The following is a 15,930-nucleotide window of genomic DNA, read 5'->3' on the forward strand; positions in this document are numbered from 1 at the left end:
TTTGCTGAGCGTGACAGTAGATGCCATGCGCACAGCAGATCCTGCGGTCAAGATCACGACAGGCGGCGTGGCCGATACGGATTTCGATTACGTGATGAACATGCTGCGCACGGGCAAGGCTGCGAAAGTCAGCGCCATCGGCCTGCATCCTTATCGCATGACCAATCCCGAGACCTTCGCCACACAACTGCCGACCTTCAAAGGCATGATGCAGGCGGTTGGGCTCAATGCTGAGGTGTGGGATACCGAGTGGGGTTATTCGGCCTACCGAGACATTGGGGATGTGGCCACCTACGGTAACGGTCACGATGCCCGCGCCATGCGCCGCCAGGCTGTTCTGACCGTGCGCAAGATGCTCACACAGATCACGATCAACACGCCGGTCAGCATCCTGTATGACCTGGTCAATGACGGCACAGACCCACTCAACCGCGAACACAACTTTGGCCTGCTCAATACCGACTTGAGCGACAAGCCTGCGATGGTGGCTGTGCGTTCGCTGTACACCGCTCAGAACGGCCGTGTCTTGAAGGGCTTCCAGCCCAATGTGCCACCTGGGTTGCATGTGCTGCGCTGGGATGGTGGGGCCACCAAGTGCTTTGCGATCTGGTCTGATGCGCCTGCAGGGGCTCGCGTGAAGGTCACACTGCCCAGCACCTCATCGATCATCAAGATGTGGGATGGCTCGACGCCCAGCACGTTGACCGCTGGCAAGCAGATGTACCTGCAGGAAACTGATGGCCCTGTTTTCGTGACGGTCCCGAATTGATCCGGCCATCGGCACTGAAAAAAACCCGCTTCACAGCGGGTTTTTTTATACCGCCTTGGCTTTGACCATGCGCTTGACCCACAACCCGCATGCACCCGTCAGCACGGCAAAAGCCAGGCATTTGAGCAGGCCCATCTGCCAGTCGTCGTTGGTATCCCACAAGTTGAACAAACCCATGGCAACGGCCACAACCGGGCCAGTCAGCGCTAAGGCCGTTGGAAACTCGCAAGGTACGCGCCGCATCAAGCGGGCACCGAATAGATCGCACAAGACGACAGCACCCAGCACCAACCAGAGCCAGTCAAGCGGCCTCAGGGCATCGAACACCAAACCCGCCAGGCACGCCAGGCCAACAAGGATGACTTCCACCACGGCATTGGCAATCAAGCCATGGCCGCTTTTGAGCAAATGCCCCGGCGTGGCCATGATGGTCTGAACCACGATGTGCGCGCCAAAAATCATGGCCACCACAGCACCTACACGTTCGAAGCCTGCGCTCATGGCATCTTTGATGGCCCATTGCGCCACCTCGGGTATGAAGGCCAGCGCCCCGCCCATCAACACGATCACCGCCCAGAACTGCACCTCATACATCTGCTTGAGTTTGGGCAAGTGTGGTTTGAGCTTCTCTTCGAACTCTTTGATCACGCCGGGCGTGACAATGCCACCAATGGCCGATGTGACCAATGCAAAGGGCCGTTGAAGCAAGTCAATCGCCAATGAGAACGCGGCAAATTCAGCGGCAGTCATGACGCTCTGCCCCGTCCAGCGCATGCCCATCGGTACCAAGGAATGGATCATGGAGGCGCCCGCGGCGGCCATACCGTATATGGCCAGTTGCTTGAGAAAAGACGGGCTGAAGCCGGACAGATCCAGCCGCCACCAGCTAGGATCAGCACTCACGAACATGGCCATGGACACGAGATAGCCTATGGCGAGCCCAGCCAACGCGCCCACTTGCGAGTGCGTGGCCATGGCCCCGGCCGTCGAGGACAGCAGCAAGGTAATGGCACGGGCACACTGCAGCTTGGCAAAACCATTGAAGCTGCCGCGCACACGCAGAAAGACCAGTTGCAGATCGGTAGCCCCCATCAGCACGGCCACTGTCAGGCCAAGCAACGCTTCGTGCATGGGCATGACACCCGCCAGCCCCAGTCCCGTGACAAGCAATGCCAGAGCAGCGCATATGCCAAAGAAGACCGATTGAATGGTGGAGACACGCTGGTGCATGTCGTCCGCATTGGCTGCGCAAAAACGCAGAGCGCCAAGCCGGATCCATTCGGCGGCAAACACGGCAACCGTCTGGCTGGTGGCAACCACCAATGAATAGCGGCCATAACTGGTCGCATCCAGAAAGTGACTGACTGCAAAGACGACCCCAAGAGTCGAGAGCGCCTGTATCAGGTATGCCAGCAAGGCAAAGATCTTGTCTTGCCTCATGCCGCGCTATCGCCTGTTATCAATGCCATCCGCACGTTAGCTCGGGGCATGCAGCTTGATTTTCGATCCAAGTTCAAAGTCCAGTTCGGTCGGCTTGAGGGCATCCCAGCCTGCACCAGGGTAGTTGGTCAGTTCGCCAAAGTAGATCTCGCCATCGATGAGGTAGAGATCAACGCGAATCAGGTCAAACGGTGCGGCCAGCTTTTCTGCAATGGCCACGGCCTTATCCCATCCCTGAGGCTTCTCGACTTTGGGCCCCAGTGGGAAGGCAATGGTTGCGCCTTCGTACAGTTTGAAATCCCGATCATAGAGATTGCGAACGTGATTGACGAAGCGGCCAATATCCAATTGAACAATCAGCACGCGGCCATTGCCACATATGAACTTCCAGTCAGGCGGAATGATGGCGTTGAGTTCCAGCTTCTCTTCTACAACCAGAACACGATCAGCTGAGGCGTAGACCCACTCGCCGAGCAAATCTTCATAGTTCGTGTTGAGCCACTGGACGGTTTCGGCCTTGACCGTCTCGAAGCTGTCCTTGCTCTTATCCACGATGTGCGACATCTGGCTGCCGTGATTGCCTTTGATGACAAATTTGGCGGGCAGCTTGTCCCAGACCTCGCGGGTGAATTCCTTACCGACCCAAAGGTGCGCAGGCATCTTGCACTCAGGCGCCCTCTGGGCAACGAAATCGCGAACCTTGCAGCGGTCGGCTACGAGCGCCCGCAAGGGCGCGCGATCATGGCGCAGCAGCCAGACAATCTTTTCCATCAGGCTGCGTGGGTGTGTCAGGTCTGGCCAATAGTCGTGCTTGGAATAGAACCTGAGCTTCCAGGCCAGTGTTTCTGGCAACACGGGAGCCACACAATGTTTGTAAAACTCACGCATCAGTGATTTTTTTTCTGCTGCAGCGCCCATTTTTTTGCCTCTTCAATATATGAATAACCCGCTTCGCTATACGCTGTACCTTGACAAGTGACTTGCTCCGCCCGACGGCATTGTGATGTCAATCGCGGCAGATGACTTCCCCTCGGACGTGGGGGCGCAGATGGGATCAAGTTCAGTTCAAATAGCGAAACGAATTTCGAGTTGCTACGCCGATGTGTACCCTGGCGTATTGATTGAATATTCGCGTGCTTTATGAGAGGAAGGGAATCCCTAACCCCCTTGACCCGGGGTGGTGGTTCCGCCATTTCGTCGCCGTTGTGACATGCGAGTCATGCCAAATGGCGCTTTTTGATCAGTTGCCGACTTTTTCGCCATGACAAAAGCCATGATCCTGGCCGCAGGCCAAGGTACACGAATCCGCCCCCTCACCAAGGGCATGCCCAAACCGATGGTGCCCATCCTGGGCAAACCGGTACTGGAGTATCTGATCGAGCATCTGGCGCGCCACGGCGTGCGCGAGATCATGATCAACGTGGCCTATCACCACTGGAAGATCGAAAACTACTTTGGCGACGGTAGCCGCTGGGGCGTGGAGATCGGCTACTCATACGAGGGCGTGCGCGACCATGGCGAGATCGTGCCCAAGCCTCTGGGATCTGCTGGCGGCATGCGCCACATCCAGGATTTCAGTGGCTTCTTCGATGAGACCACACTGGTGATTTGCGGCGATGCCATCATCGACCTGGACATCACGGCTGCTATCGCAGAGCACAAGGCCAAACGCGCCATGGCCAGTGTCGTGACGCTGGAAGTACCACGCGATCAGGTCAAGAACTACGGCATCGTGGTGGCAGATGCTGCGGGCAAGGTCGAGTCCTTCCAGGAGAAGCCCAACCCCGCTGAGGCCTTGTCAAACCTGGCCAGCACTGGCATTTACCTGTTTGAACCGGCCGTGCTGGAGATGATCCCTCCTGGCAAGGAGTTCGACATCGGCAGCCAGTTGTTCCCCATGCTGGTGGCGCAAGGCCTGCCCTTCTACGCACAAAGCCGCCCGTTCCAGTGGCTGGACATTGGCCGCGTGAGCGATTACTGGTCCGTGTTGCAACAGGTGCTGGCTGGCCAGATCGCCGACATGCGCATGCCAGGCAAGCAGGTTCGCCCAGGTGTGTGGGTAGGCCTGAATACGCGCATTGACTGGGACAAGGTCAACATCACGGGGCCGGTTTACATCGGTTCGGGCTCCTGCATTGAAGCCGGTGCCACGATTCAAGGCCCATCGTGGATTGGCCACGGTTGCCGCGTGCGCGCAGGGAGCAACGTGACCCGCAGCGTGATGTTCGACTACACCCGCCTGAACGTGGAGCAGGCCTTCATGGAGGTGATCGCCTCGCCGCTGTATGTGGTGGACCGCCATGGTCACACCACCTACCAAGGCGAAGAAGGCAGCGCCTATCGTTGGGGCGACGCCCGAGCCTGAAATCAGCGGCGGCGCACGCTAGCGTGCGCAACTCATGGGCGATATGCAATCCGATTGGATGGCGTAGAGGCCACGTAGTTGCGTATGCACTCGCTCCATGGTGAACATTCTCTCGAATCGATCTCGACCGGCAGAACCCATGGTGCGCCACTCATCAGCGGTATGGCGCCTGACGGCGTCCACAATGGCCGAAACGTCGCCGGGCTCAACCAGCAACCCCGTTTCGCCATGAGCCACGACTTCTGGCAAACCACCCACGCGAGAGGCCAGAACGGGCACCCCGGCGCGCATGGCTTCTGCTGCGGTGAGACCAAACCCCTCCCATCGCGAGGGCATCACAAGCACATCAGCTGAGTTGAACAGCGTTTGCAAACGTGCGGAGTTGATCCAGCCGACAGACTCGGCATTGCCTGGCAAGTCGAACATCTGCGCATCATTCAGAACGAAATCGCCCGCCAATACGCCATAAGCCTCATCGCCCAATTCGCGCAGCGCGGCGCAAAACAGGTCAACGCCTTTCTGGCGATCAAAGCGCCCGACGAACAGCAAGCGCTTGCGCCCCTGCGGCCAAGCTGGCTCCATGCCTTGCGGTGCCGGGGCTTTCTCTGCCACACCATTGAGAACAACGTGCAGTTGCTCAGGGTTCAGCCCCGCCTCCAGCGCCGAATGGCGCTCATGCTCCGAGATGCACACGACTTTGCCGCCCATCCGGGCGAGCACGCGCTCAACGCACTGGGTCAGCTTGAATGCCATAGGCCCCATGCCGCGATCCCAGGCCCAACCATGCGGGCAATAGACGACTCGGCTTGCCATGCCCATGGCGGCCAGCAAGGGGCGCACAACCGCACCGGCGTAGGTTGAATGCGCATGCACAACCCTGGGTTGATGTCGCCGCACAAATCGAGCGACGGCCAACCCCAGTTGCATCGCGTTGATCGCCCGCCCACATTTATCTGGAAACGTGATGACTAGCACGCCGGGAGGCACGGGCAATTCCGACACCTGCGACTCAGGCACCACCACAGCCACAGAGCCGCCACCAAAATCACGCGCCTGACAAACCAGCAACTCACGGAGATAAGTTGCCACACCGCCTTTGATGGTCTCTGCGCAATGCAAGACCTGCACTGTGCCAGCTGAGTTCGTCATCTTGCTGTGCCCTCTAGAAGTCGGCCTTGTTTTACCAGCGCCTGTGCGACTTGCTTCCAGGTGAACTCCTTCGCTCTTGCCAATCCTTTTTGCCTCAGTGTTTCGCGCAAAGCATGGTCGTCCGCTACTGAGAGCAACAATTGCGCCAATTGTGCGGCATCCCGAGGATCAAAATACATGGCTGCATCACCGCACACCTCAGGGATGGAGGCCGCGTTTGCCGCCAGCACCGGGCAGCCACATTGCATGGCTTCTAAAGGCGGGATACCAAAACCCTCGTAGATGGACGGAAAGACAAAGCACATCGCCCCCTCGTACAAGGCTCGCAACTCGGAATCGGACACATAGCCCAACCACTTGATGCGATCGGATGCCACCTTGCCACCTTCGCCGAACACCTTGGCGTTGCCGCCGCCGGCAATCGCAACGTCGAAAGGTGGGGCATCCAGCAAGGTCAGCGCTTCCAGCACCAGACTGAAATTCTTGTGTGCCGCCATGCTGCTGACCGCCAGTACATAGGGGCGACTGCCGAGATTCTCTCGCGCCAGAATGGCGGGATCAGGTTGATGCCTTAACAAATGCTCAGCACTCTCAGGCAACACCGAAATACGATCAGCGACCATCGGCAAATGATTGGCCAGATCCTGACGAGAAAACTCAGAAACAGTCAGGATGCGCGCCCCGACCAAAGCCAAACCCATATGGATGATTTTGTAGGCAAGCCGGAAGCCCGCGCTGAAAGCCTGCGGTACAGAAAAAACCGCTGCATCGTGAATCACCACGATCTGGTTTTTTTTGAAAATAGGCGCCGTATTACATAAATTGACCAGGCGGCGGGCACCACAGTAAATGGGCAGGTCTATTTGCTCCCAGAAGTGGCCCTGACGACGCCCCACTTGCTTGATCGGGATATTCTGAAAATGTACGCGGGGTTCAGTACCTTTTGGCACGACCAGCTCGACGGACAAGGCAGGCAGCGCGCCGACGCTCAATAGCTGATCAAGCGCAGTCAAAGTCTCTACGGCGAAACGCTCTACTCCTGTAACGGGCCGCTGCAGGAAGCGACCATTTATCACAAGTTGTGTTACAGCCTCAGGCATTACCCCACCGCCAGACAGACAAATCAATACAAGCTCAGACGCAGAAAACTCAAGGTCCGGCGAGCGCCCAGTGTACGCACTTCAGAACAAGGTGTGTTGTCATCCCCCCCGAAGCTGGGTACTCAGCGGCCGGGCAAATCGGGGAAAACGTAACACCCCCGCCGTGAACACCGGCTTGCATCCGTGCCTTCACACACCCAGTGGCGATTTGCCTATGAGGTGCAAGTGCCCCCAAAAGGCAAATCCGACCCAGGCTGCCACACCAACGGCAACGGTCAACATCGTGGCCAGGGCAGAGCTACGCAAAGGCGCAGGGGGCGCCAGGCGATCGCGTTGACGCGATGCCCTGAAGTTCAGGATCGCCCACAGCAGGAAAGAACCGAACAACACAACGTGCGCCAATTGCCCATTGGCCAGCAAGTGAGCCAAGGCCCAGACCTTGACGCCCAGGATCATGGGATGGCGCAGCTTGGCTTTGATGGCATTGCCCGGCACGTAGGCGGCGACCAGGAAGATGAAGGTGATCAGCGTGAGCAGTGCTGCAATATGGCGCATGGGCAGAGGAGGCACCCACAACACCACAGGCGCCAGACGCGTTTGACCGAAGCCGTGCACGATGAGCACGAAACCCACGATGGACAGCAACGAATAGACGCCCTTCCATGGCAAGGCACCCATGCGATCACGGGTTCGGGTGCGCCAGCCATCGGCGAAGATGCGCACCGAATGCACACCCAGGAAAATCAACAGCCCTAGCGCCAATTCCAGCATCGCCAATCCTTGTATATGAAATAGGGGATCAGGTTGGATTATGGGCTGATTGCATCAGCGGCCTTCACTCAAGTCTTTGCACATCAGTACATATGGGACACCATACATGTCCGGCAAGGTGCGATGTACGACAAACCCTGCACGGGCATACAGGACCTGCGCGGCCTTCATCACCGGCGTGGTGTGCAACGCCAGTGTGGGCGCACCATCTCGACGCGCCCGTTCGATGCATGCATCCAGCAATTGCTGCCCCACCCCACGCCCTCGCCCGATGGGCGTCACGGACAAAAGGCGCACGATGGGCCATTGCGGCGCAAAAAAATCTGGCTTGGCCTGATGGGCGCCCACATAGCCCACCGCCCCCAGCAAACGCCCCCCTCGCTCGGCGACCAGCACCTCGCTGTCATCGGCCTTTTGGGTCAGTGCGTTTAACCTGGGTGCCAATTCGGCCCACCCAGGTATCAAGGGCGCCAGCTCTAACCAGGATTCACGCACCATGGCGTCCACGGCCTCGGTGTCCTTCGAACGAAAATCTCTGATCGTCAAACCGCTCATATCCACCCACATTTGTGTTTCGCGGCATCTTGCCTGCGGTGTACGCTGAGGACAAGTTTTCACCATCTCGTACATGCCATCTTCACAACGCATTCCCTCCTGGCTGCGCAAGCTGTTCGTGGTCTTGCTACTCGTGCCTGCCGTGCTGTGGCTGGGTGCAATGGGCTGGCTTTGGCGGCAGCAGGAGCGTTTGCTGTTCGCGCCTGAAGTACTGGCGCAGGATCACGCCTTCACACAGGCAGACACCCAGGAGGAATGGGTGAATGTGCCCGGCGCACGATTGCATGCCCTCCACTTGCGCCAGCCTTTGATCAACGGGCAGCGCCACACAAAAGGCATCGTGTTCTACCTGCATGGCAATGCGGGCAATGTCGCAACCTGGTACACCAACTACGACTTCTGGCATCGGAGTGGCTATGACCTGTTCATGCTGGATTACCGAGGTTTTGGCAAGAGCAGCGGCCACATCGAAAACGAAGCCCAACTACACGATGACGTGATGCGCGCCTGGCGTCAGATAGAACCTGAATACGCCGGGTTGAAGCATGTGATCTTCGGGCGTTCGCTGGGGACCGGCCTTGCCGCCCGACTGGCAACGCAGGTGCACAGCGACTTGCTGGTGCTGGTGTCGCCTTATCAGAGCATCGAAGCCATGGCCACAGCCCGCTATCCATGGGTGCCCTCCGCAGTTTTGCGCTACCCCATGCACACGGACGAATGGTTGCCACAGATATCAAGCCCCATCGTCATGTTCCATGGCGATCAGGATGCGCTGATTCCCATCGCGCACGCACAGGCCTTGCAGGCCAGGCAGGCTGCTGCTCGACTCATCCGCATAGAAGGGGCTGGGCATGGCGATATTCAAAACCACCCCGACTACACGCAGGCGCTGAGCCGATTGCTGGACTCACTTTGAACACCATCATGAATCGATTTCACGCCTTCGCCTTGTGCATGCTCATGCTTGGCCAGAGCGCATGGGCAGATGAGCCAAGCGCCGCCGAGAATCAGGCATTCTTCCTTGATGCAGCCACCTGCGCCGCAGCGCTGGAAGCACGCGTGGTCGAGCGCCAGACCCAAGCCCGTACGGACGCCCGAGATCAGGCCATGCTGAGCGATGTGGAACACGGCTTCGTGTTCATCGGCGTGGCCTACAAGCGTGGGCTGCGCAACCCCCAGGCAGATGAGATGCTGCATGCGGCGGAAAAACGGTGGGCCGCCTTGCCCAAGTCAGACAAGGAGGCACGCCAGGCAAGTTGCAGCCGCCAAGGCCAGGCATTGATAGACGACGTGTCCATGCTGGAACGCTTCCTTGTGCGCAACCGTGCCAGTGCCCGGGTTGAGCGGCTGCTGGAGAAAGAGCGGGACAAAGAAAAAGACAAACCGTGAAGGCTCATCAAGGCTTGTCGCGTCTCAATTTTTGCCGAAGACGCGCCGAGATCATCGCTTTCATGGACTCGAAGGAGGGTCTCGGTGTCGGGCGCGTATCCAACAGCTCGATCACATGCCAGCCAAACGCTGACTGCACAGGCTCTGCGCTCAGCCCTTTGGGACTCAGGCCGATCATGGCCTGATCGAACTCCTTCACGTACACGCCAGGAGCTGCCCACCCCAGTTCGCCGCCAACCTGACCTGAGCCGGTATCAATCGACAAGGTCTTGGCCAAGGCGTCAAAGGCCTCACCCGCCTTGATACGCGCGATGACCGCCTGGGCTTGCTCACGCGTTGCCACCAAAATGTGCCGCGCCTTATATTCCTGCTCGCCCGTCGATGGCACTGTGCGCTCATACTCGTCACGCATCATGGCTTCGGTGACAGGCCGCGCGCCTTTGATGCTTTCAAGCACATGTGAAGCGATCAGCTCCTGGAAGATCTGACCGGCCAGTTTCGTCGGACTGAAGGTGGAGAGTGCCTCCTCGGTACGAGCGAAACGATAGTGCTTGCTGTAGTCCTCGTAAGGCACCACACTGGTACCCGGCTGAGCCGATGCAGCGCGCCCCTTGCTGCGAAAGCGCAAGACCGCAAGGTCAAATGAGAAGTAGCGCCCGTCCTTGTCTTCCCCGATGTCATGCGAGATCTGGATCAACTGTGCGCAGCGGCTGCGCGCCACAGCCAAGAGTGGCTTGGGCAAGGGCGTTTTGCTGTTGCTGTCGCTGGCTTCAGTGAATACCGCATCGAAGTCATAGGTAGCTGTACGCAACTGATCAGCCAGTTGAGCCCACACTTCGCGATTGACCTCACGCCAGAAGCCATCAACCTTGGCATCACCGAAGCGGGAGCCCGTCCCGCCCGCCAGCACCGCACATCGGTAGGCGTTGGGAGGGTAGGCCTCTGCATTGACCACTTCCTCCGCCATCGCCGTTGTGGCCAGGCAGGTGGCAAGCAGCATGCTGGCCCACCAGGGCGTGAGCCGTCGCAGCACGCGATGCATGTTCTTGATACCGCTCATGTGTGTGCGACCTCAATCCGATTGGCGTGTCTGACGCAATGTGTAAAGGTACAAGCCCTCGACCTTCTCTCTGGCCCAGGGTGTCTTGCGCAGGAACTTCAGGCTGGAAGCCACGCTGGGATCGTGGGTGAAACAACGCACCGGTATGCGCTGGCCCAATTCTTCCCAGCCGTAATAGTCGGCAAGGTCTTCGATCATGCGTGCAAGCGTGATGCCGTGGAGCGGGTTGCGTGGCTGCGCGGGAGAGTCCATGATGTGCGGGCTGGTTTCCTGAAATGCCTGCTTATCGTACAGGGTGCCCTTCAACCTACCCGCTCGGGTAGGGTCACCCTCCCCCTGCGTGCGGCCCTTGAGCAAGGGGTGGATGTGCGACTGATGTGTCCGAATAATCGAGACATCATCACCATGCGCCTCGCGCACAACGCAGGATTCCTCATGCAGCTGTCGTCACGTTCCACACGTCTTTCCTTGTTGGCCCTCGCGGTCTGCGCCATGGCGGGCACAGCCCATGCCACCAACTATTCGCTGTGGATCAATGGCCGCACCAGCACGCCTGGCAGCCTGAGCAGCCCCGCTGACTTCACTTACTGGGGCGGCGCACCGGCTTTGGCCGTGCAAGCGGGCATCAACCCCATCAGCGTGAACTGGGATGGCAAGAGCCATGTGTCCACCACCAACGCGGGCATCCAGAAGGCACTGGACTGCTATTGCACAGGCAGCAACTGGTGCTACGTAGCGGTGCACAGCGCGGGCAATCTGCAGATTGGCTATGCGCTCTCCAAGTACGGCAACACGGTGCGCAACAGCAGCGCGGTGCCCACTGACGGCGTCTGCACCCAGGCTTCTGGCGGCGCCAAGCAAACCGGCTGGAACATCAAGTTCGTGGATGTGGGTGCGGGCGCAGCGGGCGGCTCCGAGTTAGCTGACTCCGGTGCATGGAGCACCTCGGAAGAGCTGGTGCAAGACCTCAAGACCAGCACGGCTCGCGCCATGTATGACCACAACCTCACCCGCAATGTGAACTTCTACATGTACGCGGGTGCCAAGGGTGCGGTCACGTCGGCCGTGCTCAAGGGACAGAACGACTCGGTGGTGGCCTACCACTCCACAGGCGGCACATCCGGTTCTGCTGGCACACGCCTGTGCAACCCCGGGCAATCATCACTGACCTGCCCTTATGACCTGACCATGGGCACTGCCGCCAACGAAGACGGCTCCAAGAAGTGGAGCTTTCACTCAGTGGTCTTCCGTGATGACACCGAGGTCTTCGATCACTACGTCAACCAGAACTGGGCCGGCGTGATCTCGAAGGTGCGCACACACATGGTTGACACGGCCAAATGAAGTTCAAGGCAGGCGGCGTCGGTGCGGTCGCGATCACATTGCTGGGCATGACGCTGCTGTGGGTGGCGATGAAGGATGGGCAGGCCAAGACCGAGGCAGCCCGCGCCCACTCGCAGGCGCCACGTGCCATGGCCAGCTACGGTGCGCCAGTGGATGCATTGGCTGGCGCGGATCCTGCCGAGCTCTCGGCTGCGGCCAGCCGGCACCGCTTGCTGGCCAGTCAGTTGACCGAGGCGCGGCAGCGCCTGAACAGCTACCGCGCCGCCACGGTCTACCCACCACAATCGCAACCCATCGCGGCGCACGCCGATGTGCTCCAGCCTTTCGCACCTGTGGTGGAAGACCGCGCAGCCCTCAGCGCACAGGGGGTGCCCCTGTCCGGGCGCCATCTGATCACCAGCCAGGACCGTGTCTATGTGAGCGGCACCGACAGCGTGTTGTTGACCGTTGCCATGCGCGATGACCAGAATCGCGCAGCCCCATTGCGTGTGATCCGCGCCGTGGCGCATGAAGTGCAGGATGTCTCCCACACGCAAACGGTGATGCCTGTTGCTGTGTCATTTGATGATCGCGGCAGCCAGGGCGATGCAGCCGCAGGTGATGGCGTCTTCAGTGCCCGCCTGCAGCCAGCCACGCAAAATTTCGCCGCGACACAAGGCACGATCCGTGTGGATATTGACCTGCAAAGCGATATCGGTGGCCCGGTTCACGCCTTCTTCGACATCGTCTACATGCCGCAAGTGCCCGCCGTGTGGAGTGGCCCCGTGCGCGAAAGCATGGACAACGGCTCACTGGATTTTCACCTCAAGGCAGAGATGCACGAGGCTGGTCGCTACATCGTCACCGCGCGAGCTTACGACGCCACAGGCAAGCCCTTTGCGCTGCTGAGCTTCAACGACGAAGTGCCCGCCGGCACGAACGACATCCGCCTGAGCCTGTTTGGCAAACTGGTGAGAGACGCCAAGCCCGTGTTCCCGATCACGTTGCGAGACATCGACGGCTACATCCTCTATGAAAGCCGCTTCCCTGATCGAGCGATGATGCCTCGCTGGCCCCAGACGGCCTATACAAGCCGCCCCCACAGCCTCAGCGAATTTGCAGACACCGAGTGGACCAGCGAGCAACGTCAGCGTTATCTCACCGAGTTCGGCAAGGACGTGCAAGTGGCCGAACAAAACCTGCGGGATGCGAGCAAGCCCGCTCAACCCTGACTCGGTTAGCGGGCCCGGGTGAGTTCACGCAAGGCGATGAGCAGTTGCGCACGGTCAAGCGGCTTGTGCATCACCTTGATTCCCTGTGCTTCGGCTTGTGCCCGGATGGAGGGATCAAGATCGCCTGTAACGAGGATGGCGGGCATCTCGTCGCAGAACTCGTGGCGCAGTTCGGCAATCGCATCCAGGCCGCTGTATGACGGGCCCAGCCGGTAGTCACAGATCACGGCACAGGGCCAGGCATCTCGCTCGGCAGCCTGGCGCACCAGGGCCATGGCGTTGTCACCACCCAGCGCCATGTAGCCACTGTGATCGAGCACGGTCACGACGGCCTCCAGCACGTGGGGCTGATCCTCCATCACCAGCACGCACTCGTGGCCTGTCGCCGTCATCGCGGCTTCGGTCGGTGCCGCTGAAGGCACTGGCAGCGCCTGGCTGGCGTCGCCCGGTGCGAACGCGATATCAAAGCAGGAGCCCCGCCCCAAACGGGAACGCAAGGTGATGCGGGTGTTCGTCAAAGCCAGCAGTCGGCGCACCACGCCCAAGCCCAGCCCCAGCCCATCTTGCGCACGCCGGGCCGCGTTTTGCACCTGGAAGTAGTCGTCAAATACCTTGGCCTGGTCCGCACTGGCAATGCCCATGCCGGTATCCCACACTTGACAATGGATGCGCCCGCCCCGGCTGCGCGCCCTCAATCGCACTTCGCCCTGGCTGGTGTAGCGCACAGCGTTCTCCAACAGGTTACGCAGCATGCGTTGTGCCAAAACAGGATCAGCATGGAGCCAGTCGTCGGTAGCTTGTACGGACCAGCGCAAGCCCTTCGCGCTGCAGGCCAGGGCGAACTCATGGTCCAGGGACATGAAGAGATCTCGCACAGACACATGCCGAGGTTGATAGGCGACCTTCTGTGCGTCGATCCGGGCGACATCGAACATCCGCTCGAACAAATGGCGCATGGAGGTGAGCGCGATGCCCAGCTTGTCTGCCACCTCGATCTGATAGAGCGTGCTCAGTTGCTGACGAAGGTGATCGCTCAGCAATTGCAGGCTGTAAAGAGGTTGGCGCAAATCATGGCTGGCTGCGGCAAAGAACTCGCTTTTCTCACGGTTGGCCTGATCGGCCAGCGCCTTGGCTCGCGTGACTTCGTCCACCTCACGGGCCAGCTCCTGCACCAATACCGCATTGCGCTGGCGCATGCGCGCTGCCTCGAAGAGGCGCCTTGAAATCGCCCGGCCCGCCAACAAGCCATTGATGCCGGCCGCCACCAGCAGCACGGCGATGTAGTGATCGACCTGGCCGCCATGCACCAGAAGGGCCAGCAACATGCTCAGCACGACCGGCGCCGTGCCCACCATGGCCAGGCCAAAATCTTCGATGGCATAGAAGGTCAAACCGTAGGTGAACACCACCACCGTGATCAGCAAAGGCAGTTGCCATTGCGCCGTCAAGCTGCCATAGAGCAAGGCACACAAGGCTCCACCTGACACCGCATGCACAGCCCGCCATCCCAGCAACAGCCATCTCCATGGCCGGTAGTTGCCTGCCTGCAGTTGAACGCGCCGAAACCGCACAGCCAAGGGGATGACAGCCAGACACACCACAATCATGCAGGCATACAAGGGCAGCCACAGGCCGATGGGCAGGCTCGACTTGGCGATGAGCACGCCAATCAGCGACAAGCCCACCAATTGCAAGGGCACGGCCTTGGGGTGATTGCGCCAACCACTGCCGATCATGTCGATCCAGATCGCGGCATCCTGCTCGCTCAAGCCATCGAGCGACAGGCACAAGAGCCTGTTGTCGCTACGCGCCTGCATCTGGATTGGCACAAGCCAGGATCAGGTGCACACGGCTGCTGACCTTGTACGCCCGCAGCAAACCGCTGACATGCAACTTGACCGTGTCCGGGCTGATGCCCAACTCATCGGAGATCACCTGATTGGAAAAGCCCTTGAGTACCAGGCGCAGCACTTCGCTTTGGCGCTGCGTCAGGCGCACTGTGGGCTGCCCAGGCGCGGCTTGCGGGTCTGCCGCAGGCAAGCGGCCTGTGACCTGCCAAAGCAAGTCACGCGGGAAATAGATGCCCCCACTGGCCATGGCCGAGATGCCTTGCACGAACTGATCCAGATCGCCATGTTTGGGCACGAATGCAGCCGCACCTTGTTGCAGGCACTGCATGGCGAGTTGATCGTCATCGGTGCCAGACACCACGCCCACCATCACATTCGGGGCCATGGCCTTGATGCGTTGCAGCGTCTCCAGGCCCCGGCTGTCAGGCAGGTTCAGGTCCAGCAGCACCGTGTCAATGGACGGCCCGTACTCACCTTGCAGGATCTGCACGGCCGCGCGCAGATCGCAGGCCTCGAACAAGCGGGCCGACGGGCGAAAGTCGGTGAACACGCGGACGATGCCTTCGCGAATCAAGGCGTGGTCGTCCACGATGAGGTAGGCGTCGCCGCGGCTGTGGGGTTCCTGTTTACTGCGCATAGCTGAAGAAGGTCTGTCCGACATTATGGGTGTCACCCGCTGCACACCGAGCAAGCGCAAAGCCCCCGATACCCGATCACACTTGTATCTGCGGGATATCAGTGGCAGCGAGCCGTGCACCTTTCCAGTTGCGCTTGAAAGTACACCCCCCTTAATTCGGTGTGGTACTGCTCACACAAGCCCAGGCACATGCGCCGCCTTGCCGCAGAGAGCGGCAGCAAAAGGCGATTTCGCCTACTTACATCTGATGCATCTGCACGCATCCCTGGCAGAAGGTGGCGCTGCAAGAT

General features: G+C 59.7%; 15 protein-coding genes and 1 pseudogene. 6 read left to right on the plus strand and 10 right to left on the minus strand.

What is annotated here, in order from left to right:
* Positions 1-769, plus strand: a pseudogene (locus tag EPO09_RS13650) (hypothetical protein); the annotation flags it as partial.
* A gap of 45 nt (positions 770-814) precedes the next feature.
* Here the strand turns inward: EPO09_RS13650 and EPO09_RS13655 are convergent.
* Entirely contained in the window at positions 815-2,209 is a 1,395-nt protein-coding gene (locus EPO09_RS13655; protein ID WP_290643872.1) for a hypothetical protein, read from the minus strand.
* Between the two features lie 36 nt (positions 2,210-2,245).
* Positions 2,246-3,073, minus strand: a complete 828-nt coding sequence (locus EPO09_RS13660) for an ATP-grasp fold amidoligase family protein (protein ID WP_290643873.1) — start codon at positions 3,071-3,073, stop codon at positions 2,246-2,248.
* 409 nt (positions 3,074-3,482) lie between these two features.
* On the opposite strand from EPO09_RS13660, the gene EPO09_RS13665 reads away from it, so the two are divergent.
* Positions 3,483-4,574, plus strand: coding sequence for an NDP-sugar synthase (locus EPO09_RS13665; RefSeq protein ID WP_290643886.1), 1,092 nt, complete (start codon positions 3,483-3,485; stop codon positions 4,572-4,574).
* A gap of 18 nt (positions 4,575-4,592) precedes the next feature.
* Here the strand turns inward: EPO09_RS13665 and EPO09_RS13670 are convergent, their stop codons facing one another.
* From EPO09_RS13670 to EPO09_RS13685, 4 genes are all read right to left on the minus strand, one after another.
* Entirely contained in the window at positions 4,593-5,723 is a 1,131-nt protein-coding gene (locus EPO09_RS13670; RefSeq protein ID WP_290643874.1) for a glycosyltransferase, read from the minus strand.
* Entirely contained in the window at positions 5,720-6,823 is a 1,104-nt protein-coding gene (locus EPO09_RS13675) for a glycosyltransferase family 1 protein (protein ID WP_290643875.1), read from the minus strand. Before EPO09_RS13675 ends, EPO09_RS13670 begins: the two co-directional genes overlap by 4 nt.
* Positions 6,824-7,012: 189 nt before the next feature.
* Entirely contained in the window at positions 7,013-7,594 is a 582-nt protein-coding gene (locus EPO09_RS13680; RefSeq protein ID WP_290643876.1) for an NnrU family protein, read from the minus strand.
* 54 nt (positions 7,595-7,648) lie between these two features.
* Complete coding sequence (locus tag EPO09_RS13685) at positions 7,649-8,149, minus strand: GNAT family N-acetyltransferase (protein ID WP_290643877.1); 501 nt, start codon at positions 8,147-8,149, stop codon at positions 7,649-7,651.
* A gap of 73 nt (positions 8,150-8,222) precedes the next feature.
* Here EPO09_RS13685 and EPO09_RS13690 point away from each other — a divergent pair, with 73 nt between their 5' ends.
* Both EPO09_RS13690 and EPO09_RS13695 read left to right on the plus strand, forming a co-directional pair.
* Positions 8,223-9,065 (plus strand): alpha/beta hydrolase, encoded by an 843-nt coding sequence (locus EPO09_RS13690; protein WP_290643878.1) that lies wholly within the window; start codon positions 8,223-8,225, stop codon positions 9,063-9,065.
* Positions 9,066-9,073: 8 nt separating this feature from the next.
* On the plus strand, positions 9,074-9,538 hold the full coding sequence (locus EPO09_RS13695; protein WP_290643879.1) for a hypothetical protein: 465 nt from the start codon (positions 9,074-9,076) through the stop codon (positions 9,536-9,538).
* Between the two features lie 7 nt (positions 9,539-9,545).
* On the opposite strand, the gene EPO09_RS13700 is transcribed toward EPO09_RS13695, so the two are convergent.
* Together EPO09_RS13700 and EPO09_RS13705 are read right to left on the minus strand one after the other, a co-directional pair.
* On the minus strand, positions 9,546-10,598 hold the full coding sequence (locus EPO09_RS13700) for a peptidylprolyl isomerase (RefSeq protein ID WP_290643880.1): 1,053 nt from the start codon (positions 10,596-10,598) through the stop codon (positions 9,546-9,548).
* Positions 10,599-10,610: 12 nt separating this feature from the next.
* Positions 10,611-10,850 carry a VF530 family protein gene (locus EPO09_RS13705; RefSeq protein ID WP_290643881.1) on the minus strand — a complete coding sequence of 80 codons (240 nt, stop codon included), beginning with the start codon at positions 10,848-10,850 and terminating at the stop codon, positions 10,611-10,613.
* A 183-nt stretch (positions 10,851-11,033) separates the two neighbouring features.
* Between EPO09_RS13705 and EPO09_RS13710 the strand changes: the two genes are divergently transcribed.
* Positions 11,034-11,942 carry a hypothetical protein gene (locus tag EPO09_RS13710; RefSeq protein WP_290643882.1) on the plus strand — a complete coding sequence of 303 codons (909 nt, stop codon included), beginning with the start codon at positions 11,034-11,036 and terminating at the stop codon, positions 11,940-11,942.
* Positions 11,939-13,153, plus strand: coding sequence for a hypothetical protein (locus tag EPO09_RS13715; RefSeq protein WP_290643883.1), 1,215 nt, complete (start codon positions 11,939-11,941; stop codon positions 13,151-13,153). The genes EPO09_RS13710 and EPO09_RS13715 overlap by 4 nt, the downstream gene beginning before the upstream one ends.
* Before the next feature lie 5 nt (positions 13,154-13,158).
* Here the strand turns inward: EPO09_RS13715 and EPO09_RS13720 are convergent, their stop codons facing one another.
* Both EPO09_RS13720 and EPO09_RS13725 read right to left on the minus strand, forming a co-directional pair.
* Positions 13,159-14,982: an ATP-binding protein gene (locus tag EPO09_RS13720; RefSeq protein ID WP_290643884.1), complete on the minus strand. Its 1,824-nt coding sequence runs from the start codon at positions 14,980-14,982 to the stop codon at positions 13,159-13,161.
* Positions 14,957-15,640, minus strand: coding sequence for a response regulator transcription factor (locus tag EPO09_RS13725; RefSeq protein ID WP_290643885.1), 684 nt, complete (start codon positions 15,638-15,640; stop codon positions 14,957-14,959). The genes EPO09_RS13720 and EPO09_RS13725 overlap by 26 nt, the downstream gene beginning before the upstream one ends.
* Positions 15,641-15,930 lie beyond the last annotated feature (290 nt).

Origin of the sequence: Aquabacterium sp. (assembly GCF_004297345.1) — a bacterium.
Lineage (GTDB): Bacteria > Pseudomonadota > Gammaproteobacteria > Burkholderiales > Burkholderiaceae_C > Aquabacterium.

Bases quoted from the DNA above. Each gene is read 5' to 3' on its own strand.
- EPO09_RS13655 (WP_290643872.1), bottom strand. From the start codon at position 2,209: ATGAGGCAAGACAAGATCTTTGCCTTGCTGGCATACCTGATACAGGCG.
- EPO09_RS13665 (WP_290643886.1), top strand. From the start codon at position 3,483: ATGATCCTGGCCGCAGGCCAAGGTACACGAATCCGCCCCCTCACCAAG.
- EPO09_RS13670 (WP_290643874.1), bottom strand. From the start codon at position 5,723: ATGACGAACTCAGCTGGCACAGTGCAGGTCTTGCATTGCGCAGAGACC.
- EPO09_RS13675 (WP_290643875.1), bottom strand. From the start codon at position 6,823: ATGCCTGAGGCTGTAACACAACTTGTGATAAATGGTCGCTTCCTGCAG.
- EPO09_RS13680 (WP_290643876.1), bottom strand. From the start codon at position 7,594: ATGCTGGAATTGGCGCTAGGGCTGTTGATTTTCCTGGGTGTGCATTCG.
- EPO09_RS13685 (WP_290643877.1), bottom strand. From the start codon at position 8,149: ATGAGCGGTTTGACGATCAGAGATTTTCGTTCGAAGGACACCGAGGCC.
- EPO09_RS13690 (WP_290643878.1), top strand. From the start codon at position 8,223: ATGCCATCTTCACAACGCATTCCCTCCTGGCTGCGCAAGCTGTTCGTG.
- EPO09_RS13695 (WP_290643879.1), top strand. From the start codon at position 9,074: ATGAATCGATTTCACGCCTTCGCCTTGTGCATGCTCATGCTTGGCCAG.
- EPO09_RS13700 (WP_290643880.1), bottom strand. From the start codon at position 10,598: ATGAGCGGTATCAAGAACATGCATCGCGTGCTGCGACGGCTCACGCCC.
- EPO09_RS13705 (WP_290643881.1), bottom strand. From the start codon at position 10,850: ATGGACTCTCCCGCGCAGCCACGCAACCCGCTCCACGGCATCACGCTT.
- EPO09_RS13710 (WP_290643882.1), top strand. From the start codon at position 11,034: ATGCAGCTGTCGTCACGTTCCACACGTCTTTCCTTGTTGGCCCTCGCG.
- EPO09_RS13715 (WP_290643883.1), top strand. From the start codon at position 11,939: ATGAAGTTCAAGGCAGGCGGCGTCGGTGCGGTCGCGATCACATTGCTG.
- EPO09_RS13725 (WP_290643885.1), bottom strand. From the start codon at position 15,640: ATGCGCAGTAAACAGGAACCCCACAGCCGCGGCGACGCCTACCTCATC.